Here is a 17,869-nt window from a genome sequence, read left to right on the forward strand (position 1 = left end):
TGTCGTAATGTTACCCCTGGTGAGCCACTAAGTTATTAGCAAATTCAAGGTCTTAAGCTGGTTTCCTTATTTCGGGGAAGAGATGTCGTTTTAGCGTTTGATTTAACTGGAAGCGTGGATTTCGACAACCAAGGTAGAATTCGTTTAAAGCAAATTATTGAAAGTAGTCTTAAAAACGGTGACCATGTTTATGTAATTCCCTTTGCTTCCGATGTAAATCCCCTGAGTGAAAATCAGAATTTATTTTCTAACTATGTCAAATTCCAAGGTCAACCAGAAGACGTAGAAAAAATACTAAACTTATTTCCTAAGGGGGAAACTGGCCTAGAAAATACCGATATTCAAAGAGCCGAATCTTTCGTTTATAGAGGTCTAGCCGAACAAAACCAGTGCAGATTTAATGAGAACCAGCCTATTAAGCCCCAGTCTGCTGTTTGGATTACAGATGCGCCATTATTAACGAAACCAGGAATAAAATCTTCAGTTTGGGTGGAGACTCCCGCTGAAAGTCCTTTTCGGCAAAAAGATTCTTTTGAGAGTCGAGAACGACAACAATGGATTGAGTCTTTACCAATTTCTAAAAATTCTCAAACAATCACCACCCACAATAACAAAACTTATAATTTAACTGTTGTAGATATTCTCCCAACAGTGCAAGAGTTTTGCACACCAGCCCCAGGAGGGCAAAAAATTTGCTCAGTAAATTCTTATATTTTTAATCAACTCTGGTTCCCGGTATTTTTATTTATTTGTAGTGGCGTTAGTCTTGGCATAGTGGCTATTTACTGGTTTAGCTTGCGCCGTCCCTGGAGATTAAGAATTGATATGGGAGAGGAATATGGAAGTGAAGCCCGCCAACTCAAAAACGGGGAGAGGCTATACCTAGGAGGTGATAGGGGTAGACCGAGGCCGATTGAATTACCTGGTGGCGACGAATCAAGAGGCTACTTGGAACGTAAAGGTAATAAATTGATCCTGACGATTACTAGACAAGGAACTTTGTCTTACAATAATAAGACAAGCAATTCATTCCGAATCGATACTACTAACAGGTTTACGATCAAGCTACCTGATTACGAGGATAATAGTCTGAAGTTATCGATCACGGTTAAAAAATAAAAACAAGCTATTGCTCCTTATGGTTGTCACTCCCCTTACCCCTCCACAGATTCGCCCTGTTAAACGCACACTGTGTATTGGCATTGGAGGCACTGGCCGAGATACTCTCATGCGATTAAGGCGTTTTGTTGTAGAACACCATGGGACACTGAAAAATTTGCCAGTGGTAAGCTTTTTGGCGATCGATACCGATGAGGGTTCACTCAACACTACGGGATTTCGTGGGGAGACATATCGAGGTCAGAGACTAACCTTTGACCCAAATGAAAAAGTTCCCATCACCATGAATGCCCAAGAAGTGGGTGAGTTGGTTAAAGAATTTTCCCATGAGTCTTATGGTGAAAGTCCTTTTTCCCATATTGAAGAATGGTTTCCGCCTGCTCTTAAAGATGCAGTTAAGGTGATTTCTGGTGGGGCTAATGGAATTCGTCCCATTGGTCGTCTAGGTTTCTTTCATAATTTTCAAAAAATTAAACAGTCCATTCAAGATGCGGCGAATCGTACAGTCGGTCATGAACAAAGAATGCTAGAGCAAAACTTTAGCGTTCAACCTGGTTTAGACATTTTTGTGGTGGGTTCATTGTGTGGAGGAACAGGAAGTGGAATTTTTCTGGATTTGGCATATACGCTAAGATATTTATTTCAGAATGACACAAGTATACTTAGTTACTTGGTGATAAGTCCAGATATTTACCCCAATGATAGCGCCATGCAAGCAGGTGTTTATGCTGCGCTAAAAGAACTAAACACTATACTAATGATGGGACTATTTTTAAAGCTTGTTATGATAAAAATAATCAAATTTATGTCTCGGAGAATAAGCCCCCATTCGATTATCCTTATCTAGTTTCTAGTCAAACTACTGCGGATCACAAAATTTTAAGAAAAGAGGAATTGTGTAACGTAATCGCTTATAAAATTTATCTAGATGTTGCAAGTGAGTTGCGAACAAAATTAAGGGCAAACCGCAACAATATTGAGCCGAGAATGAGAGAAGTTGACCTTCATCCATTCATGATGTCACAGTACTACATGACTTTTGGTTTATCTTCTATTTATTTCAGTCGAGATCGCTTACTTGACATTACCTTAAATCGTTTACAAGTAAAACTATTAAATTTTTGGCTGATGGGTTATGGACAAGCTCCTGATGCAAAAGATTTATTAGATCGTTTTCTCGGAAAGTTAAATGCTCAGGGACAATCAGACTTTTTTGTTAATCGCATATCGGAACTAGTTCAAGAAAACGGAAAAAATTATTACCAGTACTTGGCTACTTGAAAAAACAAAAATCAAAATAGTAATATAGAAGACGAAAACGAGTTAGAAGAATTAAAACAGTTTTTACCCAATCGCTTCAAGTCTGCATTTCGGGAAGTTCAGCCTGGTTTAACAGACAATATTCGGGGTAAATGGTTAACTTCCATCAAAATTAGTGTTCCCAAGGTACTACAGCAACTGCAGGATAGTTTAGATGCATTTCTTGGCGAATTGCTTGATGCCGATAACACCAATTTTTCACTTTATAATGCCCTGAGTTTTTTAGAGGCTATCAGAACCAAATTAGATCAGTATCAATATGATCTAGAAGATAAGAAACAAGAGATGGGGACGATGAAAGTCCAGGAAGATTTAGAGGAAATTTGGAATGAAGCAGAAGCAGAAATTGATGCAATCAAGCCCAAGGGTTTTATTCCCTGGTCAAAAAAGCGTGATTATCAAACTATTCAGAACATTATTGATAAAGCAGTCACAGAGATAGCTAAATTACTCAAGCACAACTACGAACTATTTGCTTTAGATGAGGCGATTAGAATAGTTGAATCTTTAAAAGAATATGTTTCTCTACGTCTTAATCAGATCACAAATTTAGATACGTTTATAAAGCGTCTACTTCAATATTATCGTCAGCAGGAGAATGAAATAAAAGCAACAAAAGTAGAAGAAATACCAGGGGAAGCAATTTTTCCTGAAGAAGAAATTGATCGTTTAGTTCCCCCAAATTCATCGAGAGATAAACTTGCGAGTAATACAAACGAAGTTGCTAAAGAACTAAATTTTTCATTATTTGAATTAGCGGCAACTAATCATTTTGCTGAAGATTCTATTAAAATTTCAATCAAAAATGTACTGGAACGCAATTTTGTTATTGGAGATGTTGACCAAATGCAGTCTGTAGCGAAAAGATTTATGATTAATTACAGTCCTACTCAGCAAGCCATAGCACTGGAAAACGTAGCAAAAAAATCAGAACCTTTGTTAGATATTTTTAAGAATGATCCCTTATTCTTGGGGGCGGTAGAAAGCTTTACTATAGGCTTTAAAACGTCGGATTCTATAGGGGATGATCCGTTGCGTAAAATATTGACAGATCAATTGGGTATCCCGAATATAGCCATCACTTCAATTCAGGCTGATAACGAGATTTTGTTTGTTAAAGAATATGGTGGATTTCCGTTAAGGCTTATTAATCACCTTAGGCAATTGAAAAGAGTTTATGATAATCAAAAACCTTTCGGAAAACTACATAATCACGGCTATGTACAGTTTGATGACATTATTCCTGCAGAAGCTCGTATCATAGAAAATTTAGAATATATTTTGTATCCTTGTTTAGCACTTAATATTCTTTCTGAAAATTCCCAAAATTCTGAATATTATGAATTCTCTTGCTATGATTCACTGCGAAATGAGTATTATATAGCAGAACTCAGTAAAGATTGGCGTATTGCCTTAGAGCAATTGGTTGAGCGACCAGATATGAGTGAAATTCTTACGCAATCATTAAGAGATGAAGAAAATAAAATCATATCGAATCCAAGCCTTTGGCAATCAAAGTATAGATCTCACATTAATGCTTTCATTAATTGTGTTGATAATTTAAAAGAAGGAGATCGTAATTTTATCCTTAAAACTAAGGTTATAGGTCAAAGAGCTACAGTTAATAATTCCGCTAAGGAAGGCGTCATTCCCCGCTATATTAAGGGCTTAGAAACCAAGATTAAAGCCAGTCAAATAGCTTTATCTCCTTCTATTGACATCAATCAAAAGAATCTTTCTATTTCTTCTGATCCTAGCTTAGATTAGAATTCATCAAGATTTTTAGTATTGTTTTAGTTCACCAAAATCAGAATAACGGAGCAAACTTCATTGTACTTTCTGCTGTTTTTTATTACATTTTTTGTTCTCACTCCAACATTAGCAAGTATTTGTATACGCTACACTGTATATGGTTTTCTGGAACAAGAAATCAATCAAACTACAGGGTTTATCAGGAATAATTCCAGGGCCATTTATAAAACTAATACTATCGGGAAAGCAAGTGAATATTATCTACAAGCTAGCAAAACATTGGAAAATGTAAACACTCCAGCTTTACTAGAAAAAATCTACCAAGAACTAAGTTTTTCATTTTTTGGTAGACAACGCAAGATTGAACAGTGGGATTCTTTTTGTAAAATTTTGCCTAATCTACTCATTTCATTTGGATTGTTGGGAACATTTTTAGGAATTACATTAAACCTAGCAAATATTAGTGAAGTTCTTAATAGCTATGAAACTGATAATCTAGTTAATATAGATCAACTAAAAAGTTCACTACGAAGCATGGTAATTGCTTTTGTCAGCAGTCTCACGGCATTACTCTGTAGTTCAATTTTAATAATTGTAAACTTTTCAAAAAACACTAGTGTTCTTAAAAAACGGCTATTTTCTACAATAGAAGATTATCTGGATAATGTCTATCAGTCTCAAATTGATGGTCATACTAGACTAGATAAAGCTGTAGATAGGATGGCAGAAAAACAAGATCAATTTTTGACCAGATTCCATGAAGAAGTGGGGCAGGCACTAACAGATAGAATTGAGCCTATTATAAACAAGATGGCGGAAGAAAATACGAAATCAAGCCAGAACCTGAATCATTTGGCTACAGAATTTATGAAAAGTTCTGGGCGTTTTTATGATTCATCTGAGTCATTAAATATTTTTGCGAACAAAATACAAAATGCAATTCAGCATGACAACTTTATTACCTATGCTACAACGCTAGAAAGTAGCATCAGACAATTCAAGAATGTTTCTGACTCACTAGAATCTAGTAAATTTCCTGAAACTCTTGCAAAGTTTACAAAACTAGTGATCGAAACACAGGAATTATGTGATGAAGTTAAAAAGCTTAATCGATATTCAGCCGGATTACTACAATCAAATCAGTCAAAAATTACGGCAGAAATAGAGTTTTTTGAAGACATTTCAGGACAATTTTCTGATATGTTTAATTTTCTGGGAAAGAATCAAACTGCAATTCAACAATCGTTGTCTCAACTGGAGTTAGGTGTTATAAATTCTTTAAATCAAAATAGTCAAACTAATTTATCTGCGATCACTGAGTTTAACAATAAAACAAACTTAGTGCTTATAAGTATCTCGGAGCAAATTCGAACCTTAAAAAATTCTGTTGATGAGGCAATTGCCAAGCAATCTAATGACGTAAAGTCTTTGGCTGATAATGCTTTAGTAAAAATTCATCAGTATAATCAGTTAATATTTGATTTATTGCAAGAAATACAAGAGTTACAAATTAAGAGTAACGATCATCTAAATTCAACTAATAATCTGGGTATCAATATGGTAGAAGTTCTCAAATTAAATAACCATAATATTTCTTTTTTGATTCAGCAAATTCAAGATAATTCCAATGACTTGAAAATTTTAATTTCCGAACAATTTGCCACTAACCTAAACGCACTTAGTGAACTTCTGGCAAATATTCTTGCGAATAATCAAGAAGTCAAAGAGAAAATAGCAGAGACTTATAATCAAATAAATAGCGGAAATAAGCATAATGCAAGAAATGTAGAATTTACCATAGACAAGCTAGATCAAATCATTAAAAATATTAGTGAAATTGCTAGCCTGATAGAATTTCAGCTTCCTGAACATACTGACAATAGCTTTATTGATCGTTTAAGAGGAACATAGAATGAGAAGAAAAAGTAATTATCATGGAAATGAGCACGATGTTCTTGATGTATTTCCTGCATTTACTGACTTAATGTCTAACGCTTTTATGATTTTAAGCTTTTTTCTTCTTATTGCGTTGATTGAGTCTTATCGTCTAAATTATAATCTAGCTGATGCAATTAAGAAACTTGAATCAGCAGAGCCTATTCTAATTGATGAACAGTCTGGGCAGTTTTCTTTCACATCTAATAGTGCTAGCTTATCACCGGAACTGAGAAAATATTTGCTTGAAAAAAAATACCAGAAATCACCAAAATCATTGAAAATCGTAACATTGATTTTATACAAGTTATTGGATACACTGATAGCCAAGAAATTAATAGAACCGGAAATTTAGATAAAAAATTAGATAAGGTAGCACTTAATCAAGAAAAAGTAGAGTCACTAGTTCCAGGATCTAATGCTGATCTAGGCTTGATGAGGGCTTTAGCAATTGTTCAAGAAATTGAAAAGTCTGGCAAGGTTAAGAATACTCGTTTCCAGGCTTATTCAGCTGCGCAACTATATGATCAAAACGGTAATATTACTGAATTTGATCGCAAAGATGATCCTAAATTAAGACGGATCGAAATTAGATTTATTCCACGCGGGGAGACAACAAGAAATAACTTTAATTAAGCATAGACAATAATCTTATTGATTCATTTCAGTGTTTTAGTCAGTGTGGTCTACTGCCTACCATCCTTCCCCTGGTTAACGCCAAAATAACTTGTGGGTTCTACCCTGGTAGGGAAATGTACAAGTCTGGGAGCTTTTTCCATGGTTACATCCCCCTTTTCCCTTAGTCCCTTTGGTCAAGCTAGATCAACCGTCACTGGCAATCCCCTTGACCCGACAGAACTTAACCAAATGCACGGTTTTTGGCGGGCAGCCAACTACTTGGCAGTGGGCATGATTTATCTGCGGGATAATCCTCTTCTGCGGGAACCTCTCCAACCGGAACAGATCAAGCATCGCCTGTTGGGTCACTGGGGTTCTAGTCCCGGCATTAGTTTTCTCTACACCCATCTCAACCGCATTATCAGGAAATTTGACCAGGATATGCTGTACATGGTGGGGCCTGGCCACGGCGCACCAGGCTTTTTGGGGCCCTGCTACCTAGAAGGGAGCTATTCTCGCTTTTTTGCCGAGTGTAGTGAAGATGAAGCCGGCATGAAGTGTTTTTTCAAGCAATTTTCCTTCCCCGGTGGCATTGGTAGCCACTGCACTCCGGAAACCCCTGGTTCCATCCACGAAGGGGGCGAGTTGGGTTACTGCCTATCCCATGCCTATGGTGCAGCATTTGATAATCCCAATTTAATTGTGGTGGGTTTAGCGGGGGATGGGGAGTCGGAAACAGGCCCCTTGGCTACCTCCTGGCATTCCAATAAGTTTATTAACCCGATTCGGGATGGGGCAGTTTTACCGGTTCTGCATCTCAATGGGTACAAGATTAACAATCCAAGTGTTTTATCTCGCATTAGCCATGAAGAATTAAAGGCTTTATTTGAAGGTTACGGTTATACCCCCTACTTCGTTGAAGGCTCTGACCCGGAATCTATGCATAAAGCCATGGCAGCCACGTTGGATCATTGTGTGAGCGAAATTCATCAAATCCAACAAGAAGCTCGTAGTACGGGCATTGCCGTGCGCCCCCGTTGGCCCATGGTTGTGATGCGGACTCCCAAGGGGTGGACGGGGCCTGACTATGTTGATGGCCATAAGGTAGAAGGTTTTTGGCGATCGCACCAAGTTCCCATGGGGGGCATGCACGAGAATCCAGCCCATTTGCAACAGTTGGAAGCTTGGCTACGGAGTTATAAGCCGGAAGAATTGTTCGACGAGCAAGGTACTTTAAAACCGGAATTTAAGGCGATCGCCCCGGTGGGAGATAAGCGTTTAGGCTCTACTCCCTACGCCAATGGTGGTTTGTTACGGCGGGGTTTGAAAATGCCGGACTTTCGTCAATATGGTATTGATGTGGACCAACCAGGCACCATCGAAGCCCCGAACACTGCACCCCTGGGAGTATTTCTGCGGGATGTGATGGCCAACAACATGACCAATTTCCGCCTGTTTGGCCCCGATGAAAATAGTTCCAATAAACTCCATGCTGTCTACGAGGTTAGCAAAAAATTTTGGATTGCTGAATATCTAGAAGAAGACCAGGATGGGGGGGAATTAAGTCCCGATGGTCGGGTGATGGAAATGTTAAGCGAGCACACCTTAGAAGGTTGGTTAGAGGCCTATCTTTTAACCGGGCGTCACGGCTTTTTCGCCACCTATGAATCCTTTGCCCATGTGATCACTTCCATGGTTAACCAACACGCTAAATGGTTGGATATTTGTCGACACCTCAACTGGCGAGCAGATATTTCCTCGTTAAATATCTTGATGACGTCCACCGTGTGGCGACAGGATCACAACGGGTTTACCCACCAAGATCCCGGTTTTCTCGATGTCATTCTCAATAAAAGCCCCGATGTGGTGCGAATTTATTTACCCCCCGATGTTAATTCTCTGCTTTCCGTAGCGGACCATTGTTTACAGAGCAAAAACTACATCAACATCATCGTTTGCGATAAGCAAGCCCACCTGCAATACCAGGATATGAGTTCAGCTATCCGTAACTGCACTAAAGGGGTGGACATTTGGGAATGGGCCAGTAATGATGCCGGTACGGAACCGGATGTGGTGATGGCAGCGGCGGGGGATATTCCCACCAAAGAGGCCTTGGCGGCCACAGCCATGCTAAGGCAATTTTTTCCTAATCTGAGAATTCGCTTTGTCAGCGTGATTGATTTGCTCAAACTGCAACCGGAATCTGAACATCCCCATGGCTTGAGCGATCGGGATTTCGATTCTCTCTTCACCACCGATAAGCCGATTATTTTTAACTTCCACGCCTATCCCTGGTTAATTCATCGGTTGACCTATCGACGGACTAACCATGGCAATCTCCATGTGCGGGGCTACAAGGAAAAGGGCAACATCAACACCCCCATGGATTTAGCGATTCAAAACCAGATTGACCGTTTCAGCCTCGCCATTGATGTGATCGATCGCCTGCCCCAATTGCGGGTGGCCGGAGCCCACATCAAGGAAATGCTCAAGGATATGCAGATTGACTGCACCAACTACGCCTACGAACACGGCATTGATATGCCAGAAATCGTTAACTGGCGCTGGCCCCTCTAGACCTTAACTAACCCCCCACCGTTCTAGTTTCTGTTCCAAGAGGTTAGCTAGGCCATGGGGGACAACGCTGGTCCAGCAAAATTTTGGCAGAAGCTAGAGCAAAGTTGGGGAGCTTTTCCCGTTAAAGATCGGCAAAGGTTTCCCCTGCCAGTAAGCCAGCATTAATTTTGTTGGTGACCAGTTCCCGGTACATGGCTAGTTCCTGGGATAGTAATTCATACCGGGGCTTGGAGTGGAGTGCCAAGGCCTTAATGTTGGATTCTTCTTCCTTGGTGACCACACCATCGGCCACGGCCTGCTCGATCAGAGCCCGTAAATAGTCTAATTCTTGGGTTTCTTCCCCACTCAATTGCTGGGAATTAGGACGTTCTACTTTCACTGCCCACCTCCTAGTCATCGCCACTGCTTATTCCTTCCAGCTTAACTCAAGATTTTGGCAGGGAAACCCCGAGAATTAACTATGTAGGCCGCTGTTGATATATTCTCTTTCCGCCACCTGTTTTAACCGTCGCAGTTGGGCTTGCATATCCGCACTGGTCCAACGGGCCGCAAACATTTGAAAGCCCCATTGCACAACGGGGTTAGGCACAGTGAACTCGAATCTATTCAGTAAATAGGTACCTTCTTCTAGGGGGCGACATTCCCAACGGTCTTGCCCTTGGAAAAATCCTTTGAATTGCCACACCACTAACCCTGGCGATCGCTCCACCACGACGCTTTTCAGACTGGGTTTGAGCAGGGGAATTTGGATAGTAAAACGACTCCGGCCACCGATCGCCGTGGACCATTGACCGATGGGTTCACAACGCAGGGCCGGGTTGAGCCAAAGGTGCACCAGGTCCAAATCAGTGAAACACTGTTCTACCACTGTGGCACTGGCGTTAATTTCAATGCCTTGCTCAAAAATCACAAAAGTTCAGGAAAAAGCTATTTCAAGGGGGCTGGTTTACCTTTTGGGGATGGTAACAGATTTCCAGGGGTCTTAATTGCTGGGGTCGATGGAAGAAGCTGGAGGGGAGGGATGGCTCTGTGCCATGTTCTGCTAGATTAGCCGAGGTGCGGATCAATCCATTTTTAAAGAATCGTACCCCAAAGAATTTAGGAATTCCCTCGATGCAGTCCCCCCGTGCTCCCCGCTGGAATCTTTCCCATTGGGCCATTGACCATCCCCGTTTTACCATCGGTTTTTGGTTGGCGATCGCCGTGGCGGGGCTATTGGCTTTTAGTTCCCTCAAATATGCCCTCTTTCCGGAAGTGAGCTTTCCGGTGGTGATTGTCCAGAGCAGTGGTGCGGGGTTGGATTTGGCCCAAACGGAGCAGAAGTTAACCATTCCCCTGGAGGAAAAACTAGTTACCATTGCCGATGCGGACGTGCAATCTTCCACCTACCCGGGGCAAACGGTGGCATCGGTGATTTTTTTAATGGGCCAATCCCTGGAACAGGCCACCACGGCGGTGGAACAATCTTTACAGGGAGTAACTCTACCAGCGGGCAGCGAAATTACCGTTGCTCCATACAACTTGAACGAGTCAGTGGCGGTGACCTATGCGGTGGCGTCCGAGACGTTATCCCTGGAGGAAATGGCGGCACCGTTGCGACAAGAATTAATGCCCCAGCTCCAAAACATTGTAGGGGTACTGCGGGTGGATTTACTGGGGGATGCTAACTTTCGATCGCCGGAGGTCAAGGCGTCGGCGCAACAAACCATCAATCCCCCCACCTTAACTCGCCATAATGGCCGGGATGTGTTGGCGGTGCAAGTAGTCAAAACAGCCCAGGCCAATACCCTGGAAGTGGTGGACCGGGTGGAGCAGTTAATTGTGGAGCAAGCCCCAAAATTTCCCCAGTTAAAATTCATTGAAGCAGAAACCACAGCGGGTTATATCAGGGAAGCAACCCAGGCCACCATTGAAGCCCTGTTGGGGGCGATCGTCTTGGCGGTGTTGATTATTTACCCCTTTCTCCGTAGCGGTTGGGCCACCCTAATCTCGGCGATCGCCATTCCCCTTTCCTTGCTGGGCACTTTCATCGTGATGGCGGCGTTGGATTTTAACCTAGAAACCCTGACCCTGTTGGCTCTAGCGTTAATTATTGGCATTGTAGTGGACGATGCCATTGTGGATGTGGAAAACATTGCCCGTCACGTTGAAGCAGGGGAACCTCCCAAACGGGCCGCCAAAATTGGCACTGAGGAAATTGGCCTAACTGTGTCTGCCACCACTTTTTCCATTGTGGTGGTGTTTTTACCCATTGCCCTGTTGGGGGGAACTTTGGGGGAATTTTTCTTCCCCTTTGCGGTCACCGTATCCGCGGCTGTGATCGTTTCCCTGCTGGTGGCCCGTACCCTATCTCCCGTGTTGACAGTGTTGTGGCTACGACCCCAACCCCAACGATCGCCGTCTTGGTTTAGTCGGGGTCTAGATGCCCTCGGCCATTGTTATCAAAGGGTTTTAGCTTGGTCTTTGGGACACCGTTGGTGGATTGTGGCCCTGGCCCTAGTCAGTTTAATGGCAGGTTTGGCCATTATTCCCCTCATTCCCCAGGGGTTTGTTCCCACCCTGGACCGGGGGGAATTTAACGTTATTTTTCAATCCGCTCCCCCCAAAATTGCTGGGGCTTTGTCTGCTCCCCCCAGGGGTAATAACAACGACACAAGCGCTGGTGGAGCCTTTGGCTGGATTGATCAACTGGCCACCAATCCTGAAGCAGTGCTGTTACGACGGGGAAGACGGGTGGCGGAAGAGTTGGAACCCCCCATTTTGGCCAACCCGGCCGTGACGGAAACGTTCACTGTGGTGGGCATCCAGGGCAATCCCCTCCAGGGCAAAATCTATGTCAAGCTAGACTCGGACCGCGAGGTGACTACCCAAACAGTGCAAACGGAAGTGCGGGAAGCTCTGCCGGAAATTCCCCGGGTAACCACCAGGGTGGAAAATATCCTCTTTGTGCAAACGGGGGACGATACGCCCCTCAAGTTAGCTTTGTTGGGCAACGATTTAGACCTGTTACAAACCACGGGTAAAGCTCTGCAGGAAAAGGTGATGGCTTTGCCCGGTTTAACCCAAATCAGCCTCACTGGGGCCGAACCTGACAGCACAGGGATTTTACGTTTGCGGGGACAGAGAGCCGTCTATCTCAGTGCTTCTTTACTACCTAATTACGCCCTTGGGGATCTCACTCAACAGGTAACGGCGATCGCCGAGGGGTTATTGCCCCCAGGGGTAGAACTGAGTGTGCAGGGGGAATCGGCCCGGGTTGGATCAGTATTTCGAGAATTTGCCCTCGCCTTTTTACTTTCCCTGCTGGGCATGGCGGCCATTTTTCTGGGGCTATTCCGCCGTTTACTGGAACCCATGGTGGTGTTACTTTCCTTACCCCTATCCATTGTCGGGGCCATGGTGGGACTGCTGGTCACCCAGAGTGAATTTGGCATGATTTCCCTGATCGGCCTAATTTTTCTCCTGGGCCTATTGGACAAAAACGCCATTCTCCTGATTGACTATGCTAACCAACTGCGCCATCGGGGTTTATCCCGCCAGGAAGCCCTATTGCAAACCGGCCATATTCGTCTGCGCCCCATTTTGATGACCACCAGTTCCACTATTTTGGGTATGCTCCCCCTAGCTCTGGGATGGGGGGCCGGGGCGGAACTCAGGCAACCCATGGCAATCGCCATCATTGGGGGTCTATTCACTTCCTCCGTACTTAGTCTGGTGGTGGTGCCAGTTTTATATAGTTTGCTCGACGATGTTTGGGGGCAGAAGCCCAGGCCGGAAAAAACCTGATCTAGCTACCCTGGTAATATTTCCCTCGCCTAGCCATTGGTAGATGGGAATGCCAAAATGAAGACAATGTTGTTTTCGGTAAGAATTATTATGTTGCGGGACTTAGTGCAAAAAGCAGTCTATTTAGGGGTTGGCATTGCTTCCTATGCCGCCGAAACAGCCAATAGCAATATCAAAGAATTGGGTAACCATGCCCAGAAGTTAGTGGATACCCTGGTGGAAAGGGGGGAAATGAATGCGGAAGAAGCCCGTCGCTATGTGGATGAATTAATTAGAGAGGCCCAAGGGGAGGCGATCGCCCATGGGGAAGGGGAAAATAAACAGCCCCGGCGCATTGAAATCATCACCGATGAAGAGGAAGCCAACCCCGATCCCCTCGCCCAAAAAACTCCTGCCCAGTCCCAAACGGAGGACGTGGAAGCCCTACGACGACAGGTGGCGGCCCTCCAGGCAGAATTGCAACGTTTGAACCGTCAACCCTAACCTAACCATAGGGGAAACCGTCTACCGCAAGTTGTCAACACTGCAAATAGCAAAAAATAGCAAAACAGTTATGGAAGATTGGGAGAAAAACCTCTGGTTAGCGGTGGAAACCTTGACCACAGCGGTGGAGACTTGGGTGGAAGACGTGGAGAACGCCTTAGGGGAAGCAGCCGAAACCATCGAAGAGGAATTGGGCACCGAACTGCAATGGTTCTGGCAGGAATGGTCCACCTTCTGGGAAGACTTGTCGGACTTTGACGGGGACTTGACCGATCTGGGGGAATTTGGCGATCGCCAGGGCCGGGAAGGACGGAACAATCAAACGGATGATCGAGGCTATTCCTCCATGGTGCCCTGGTCTTCCCTGGACGGGGACTTTGGTCTTAATCCCCATCTGCCGGCCAACGCCAATCATCAACCGGCTTGCCAAGGTTGTCAGCATTACCATGGCTATGTGTACAACGGGCAACTGTTGGTGTGTGCCATGCATCCCTACGGTTGGGAAACGGAACAATGCCCAGACTGGCAAGGCCCCAATCCCAATTAATTGTTTCTGCTAACTTCCAACAACTCTTTTCAACGGCCAAAGCAGGCGATCGCCAAGGGGAACTGCTAAGGTTTTTGGTGGCCGCCCATTAACTCCAGCAATTTTTCCCCTATGTTTGGTTTCCTCAATCTCCATAAACCTCTGCACCTCACTTCCCATGATTGTGTGGCCAAGGTGCGTCGTCTATTAAGGCAAAAACGGGTGGGGCACGGAGGCACCCTAGATCCTTTGGCGGAGGGAGTATTGCCCCTGGCGGTGGGGTCGGCTACCCGTTTACTGCCCTACTTACCTGGGGTAAAGCAATATCAAGCCGTTATTCGTTTTGGGGTACGTACCGACAGCGATGACCTAGCTGGGGATGTATTAGAGAGTAAAAATGTTAGTTATTTAACCCTTGCCGCCGTTGAACAGATTTTACCGACTTTTTTGGGGGAAATTGAGCAAATTCCCCCTCAATACAGCGCTATTCAGGTTAATGGTAAGCGTTTGTATGAATTGGCCAGGGCTGGCATTCCCCAAGCAGTGCCCAGTCGCATGGTGACTATTAATGATTTGAAAATACTCGGTTGGCGATCGGGGAATCAGCCGGAATTAGATTTACAAGTTACCTGTGGGGAAGGAACCTACATTCGAGCCTTAGCCAGGGACCTTGGCGATCGCCTGGGAACAGGGGCAACGTTGGCGGGCTTGGTACGGCAACAGAGTGGGGGCATGGCCCTGGATAATAGCGTTGGTTTAACCGCCCTGGAAAAAATCGTGGCGGAGGAGGAGCATATTCCCCTCATTCCTCCCCAGGAAGCGTTAAGCCATTTACCCACAGTTCAACTGAATAGCGAATTGGAAAAAAGGTGGTTCCACGGCCAAAGATTGCTCTTGCCAGATCTACCCGTGGGAGTGGTACTAATCACATCGGAGCTAGGCCCAGTAAAATGCTTGGGCGTTGCCCTGGTGACTCCAGAAGACCATGGCACGGTGTTACGGCCAAAAGTTGTGCTGAATTAAAAATTAATCTAACTAATCTTGGATTTCATTAACTTTTGAACAAAATTTAGTTAAAAACTTGCAAATTTACTTTTTTAAAGAATCAAATAATTGTTACCCTCATCTTAACTATGGCTAACGAAAAAATTATTGTTTTTGACCTCGATGGAGTATTAATCGACTCCGAAGAAGCTAACTACCAAGCCTTTGCCTATGGCATTGAACAGTTAGGCTTACCTAGGCCCGATCGCCAAACGGTGGTTTCCCTAGTGGGACTGAAAGCTTCCCTCATGCTAGAAAAATTAGGCTGCCCTAGGCAAGAAGTAGAACGTATTTTTAAAGATTTTGTCCAACCTTTTTACATCGAAAATCTCCCCCAACTGGCGGCCCCCATGCCCAACGCGGTAACGGTTTTAACTACTTTAAAGCAACGGGATTACCGCATTCTAGCCTGCACTTCCGGCGATCGCCGTACCCAAACAGCGGCCTTGCAAGGAGTGGGTTTATGGTCAGCCATTGAAACCATGCTAGCGGCGGATGATTCCCAATATGCCAAGCCGGACCCCCATTACCTACAACAATTGCTCGCTCCCTATAATTACCAAACTTTATTGCACGTGGAAGATGCAGAAGTGGGCATTCGCATGGGGCAAGCCTGCGGCGCAGTGAGTATTTTTGCGGAGTACGGCTATGGTTCCCTCCCAACCGATTTGCAGGTGGATTATCGCCTCACCCAACTGGCCGATATTTTGGCGATCGCCCTTTAGAAAGCTACGCTATTCTAAAATTTATTCTCACTGCGGTGAAGACTTGACGATGATCTAATGGCAGGAAATTTTGCTCAAACATAATTACGGTCATCAATTGAAACAAATTCGACGAATATTAGCACTCCATTGCACAATTCTCTGCCAAGGAGCGTTGCTGGCCGTTTCTGTATTTGCCAATGAAGTTTACCCTAGTTATCTCAGCGAAAAGGGCATCGAAAGTGAGTTTTTGCATCAGTCTCCCCACAGTCTAACTGGCCGTAAGATCGCCATTGGCCAGATGGAAATGGGTCGGCCAGTACAATATCTTTGGGATAAGTTGGGCATTTGGCAACCCCCCTATACTTTGGTGGGGGTATTTCATCTCAATCAAATTTCCCCCCGCAATCGTTTTTTTGACGACCATGCCGGTATGGTGGCCCAGGCCATGGTTAGCCGGGATAAACGTTATCCAGGGGTAGCACCGGAAGCTCGACTTTACTCCACCGCCATGGGGCCACTATCAGAAAATTTGCAACCCCAACAATGCTTGGCCGGACAATTTGTTAGTCGCCAAGATGGGAGCAACATCCGGGCAGTCAATTTGAGCTATGGGGAGTCGTTGGAGCGGGACGCTAGGGGGGATGCCCAGTTGGATGGCAATGCTTTATTGACTTTGTGTTTAGACTGGCTGACCCAACAGCAAAATCTACTCTTTGTGGTGGCAGGGAACCAGGGTACAGGGGGCATCGCCATTCCGACGGATAACTACAATGGCATCACCGTCGCCTACACTGTCCAATCTGCCGATCGCCAGGGGCGCTATGACCGCATGGCCTTTACAAATCTGAGTCGGCAACCGGAGGGCATGGGCAAAAGAATAGTGGAACGGGAAATCAATCAGGGGGGACGCCAGGGGGTGAGCTTGGTGGCTCCAGGCAGTGATTTTTATCTGTATGACATGAAGGGCCGAGTGGAATGGGTCAGTGGCAGTAGCTTTGCCTCCCCTCTGGTGACGGGCACCGTTGCTTTATTGCAGGAATTTGGCGATCGCCAGTTATTGGCCAATGCCAACAGTAGCCGCTGGAATTTAGATGCCCGCAGACCCATGGTGATGAAAGCGGTGTTACTCAATTCAGCAGTAAAAATTCGCAATGCCGGTTTGGGCACAAACTACACTCTTTACAGCAGTAAAAAACGGGATTGGCTAGCAACGGAAGCTTACCGAGACCCCGTCCTACCGTTGGATTTGGAAATGGGGGCTGGTCAACTGAACGCCCGTCGAGCCCTAGAACAATTCCAGTCTGGAGCCTATGGGCCTGGGGAAAATGATCTCCCGGCGATCGCCTGGGATTACGGGGCAATTCAACCGGGACAGACCATCAGTTATTCTTTGTCTAAACCTTTAAAGGGAGGAGAATTCGCCAGCGTCACCCTTGTGTGGGAAAGACCTGTGCAATTGTTGGACAGCAATGGCAATCAACAATATGACCTAGGGGAAAGTTTTCAAGGCCAGCCCCTGAGTAATCTAGACCTATTTATCACTGACCAAGACGGGACTACCCCGGTGGTTTGTGCTTCCCAAAGCAAAGTCGATAACGTAGAACATTTTCTCTGCCCCATTGCTAATACGGGAAAATATACTATTCAAGTCAAACATCAGGGCGGTGGAACTGCACCCCGACCAGAAAACTATGCCCTCAGTTGGTGGACTGTCAGCGATTAAGTTGAGTTTTAGCTGTTTAATCCCCCCTAGCCCCCCTTGGAAAGCGAGGAACTGTCACAAAAGTCTCCCTTTTTAGGCCGGAGCTTTAGTCAGGAGATTTGGGGGGATAAATACCTGGCCTTGCGCTTTTTAAACACTTTCTTATCGTTCTTTTATCATTGTGGGTAGGATAAGATAGAGAAGATAGTCTGAAATGCAGAGGTAGTATATGGTTGCCCCACGTGAAGCAAAAGAAACAGTACAATTCATTGACAAATACTGCGAAGGATACAGAGACTT

The 17,869-nt window shown here is 44.6% G+C and carries 13 protein-coding genes and 1 pseudogene; 12 read left to right on the forward strand and 2 right to left on the reverse strand.

Annotation, left to right across the window (positions count from 1 at the left end):
- Window positions 1–114 precede the first annotated feature (114 nt).
- From BWK47_RS16020 to BWK47_RS16050, 6 genes and pseudogenes are all read left to right on the forward strand, one after another.
- Window positions 115–1,119, forward strand: a complete 1,005-nt coding sequence (locus tag BWK47_RS16020; RefSeq protein WP_162329428.1) for a VWA domain-containing protein — start codon at window positions 115–117, stop codon at window positions 1,117–1,119.
- Between the two features lie 109 nt (window positions 1,120–1,228).
- A pseudogene (locus BWK47_RS17215) lies at window positions 1,229–2,400 on the forward strand (tubulin-like doman-containing protein).
- A 210-nt stretch (window positions 2,401–2,610) separates the two neighbouring features.
- A complete protein-coding gene (locus BWK47_RS16035; RefSeq protein ID WP_162329430.1) occupies window positions 2,611–4,206 on the forward strand; it encodes a hypothetical protein in 1,596 nt (531 codons plus the stop codon).
- 63 nt (window positions 4,207–4,269) lie between these two features.
- On the forward strand, window positions 4,270–6,102 hold the full coding sequence (locus BWK47_RS16040; protein WP_162329431.1) for a hypothetical protein: 1,833 nt from the start codon (window positions 4,270–4,272) through the stop codon (window positions 6,100–6,102).
- A 1-nt stretch (window position 6,103) separates the two neighbouring features.
- Entirely contained in the window at window positions 6,104–6,481 is a 378-nt protein-coding gene (locus BWK47_RS16945) for a hypothetical protein (protein ID WP_204250427.1), read from the forward strand.
- Window positions 6,482–6,903: 422 nt separating this feature from the next.
- Window positions 6,904–9,321: a phosphoketolase family protein gene (locus BWK47_RS16050; RefSeq protein WP_162329432.1), complete on the forward strand. Its 2,418-nt coding sequence runs from the start codon at window positions 6,904–6,906 to the stop codon at window positions 9,319–9,321.
- 121 nt (window positions 9,322–9,442) lie between these two features.
- On the opposite strand, the gene BWK47_RS16055 is transcribed toward BWK47_RS16050, so the two are convergent.
- Together BWK47_RS16055 and BWK47_RS16060 are read right to left on the reverse strand one after the other, a co-directional pair.
- Window positions 9,443–9,700 (reverse strand): hypothetical protein, encoded by a 258-nt coding sequence (locus tag BWK47_RS16055; RefSeq protein WP_020861887.1) that lies wholly within the window; start codon window positions 9,698–9,700, stop codon window positions 9,443–9,445.
- A gap of 75 nt (window positions 9,701–9,775) precedes the next feature.
- Window positions 9,776–10,231, reverse strand: a complete 456-nt coding sequence (locus BWK47_RS16060; RefSeq protein WP_162329433.1) for an SRPBCC family protein — start codon at window positions 10,229–10,231, stop codon at window positions 9,776–9,778.
- Between the two features lie 203 nt (window positions 10,232–10,434).
- On the opposite strand from BWK47_RS16060, the gene BWK47_RS16065 reads away from it, so the two are divergent.
- From BWK47_RS16065 to BWK47_RS16090, 6 genes are all read left to right on the forward strand, one after another.
- Window positions 10,435–13,107, forward strand: a complete 2,673-nt coding sequence (locus BWK47_RS16065; protein ID WP_237269695.1) for an efflux RND transporter permease subunit — start codon at window positions 10,435–10,437, stop codon at window positions 13,105–13,107.
- 57 nt (window positions 13,108–13,164) lie between these two features.
- The gene (locus BWK47_RS16070) at window positions 13,165–13,590 is read left to right on the forward strand and encodes a phasin family protein (RefSeq protein WP_162329434.1); all 426 of its coding nucleotides are present in this window, start codon (window positions 13,165–13,167) and stop codon (window positions 13,588–13,590) included.
- Window positions 13,591–13,660: 70 nt separating this feature from the next.
- On the forward strand, window positions 13,661–14,137 hold the full coding sequence (locus BWK47_RS16075; RefSeq protein WP_162329435.1) for a hypothetical protein: 477 nt from the start codon (window positions 13,661–13,663) through the stop codon (window positions 14,135–14,137).
- Between the two features lie 111 nt (window positions 14,138–14,248).
- Window positions 14,249–15,139 carry a tRNA pseudouridine(55) synthase TruB gene (gene truB, locus BWK47_RS16080; protein ID WP_162329436.1) on the forward strand — a complete coding sequence of 297 codons (891 nt, stop codon included), beginning with the start codon at window positions 14,249–14,251 and terminating at the stop codon, window positions 15,137–15,139.
- Window positions 15,140–15,249: 110 nt separating this feature from the next.
- Window positions 15,250–15,885 (forward strand): HAD family hydrolase, encoded by a 636-nt coding sequence (locus BWK47_RS16085; RefSeq protein WP_162329437.1) that lies wholly within the window; start codon window positions 15,250–15,252, stop codon window positions 15,883–15,885.
- 70 nt (window positions 15,886–15,955) lie between these two features.
- A complete protein-coding gene (locus tag BWK47_RS16090; RefSeq protein ID WP_237269696.1) occupies window positions 15,956–17,590 on the forward strand; it encodes a S8 family serine peptidase in 1,635 nt (544 codons plus the stop codon).
- Window positions 17,591–17,869 lie beyond the last annotated feature (279 nt).

Source organism: Synechocystis sp. CACIAM 05, from assembly GCF_010222815.1.
GTDB lineage: Bacteria > Cyanobacteriota > Cyanobacteriia > Cyanobacteriales > Microcystaceae > Synechocystis.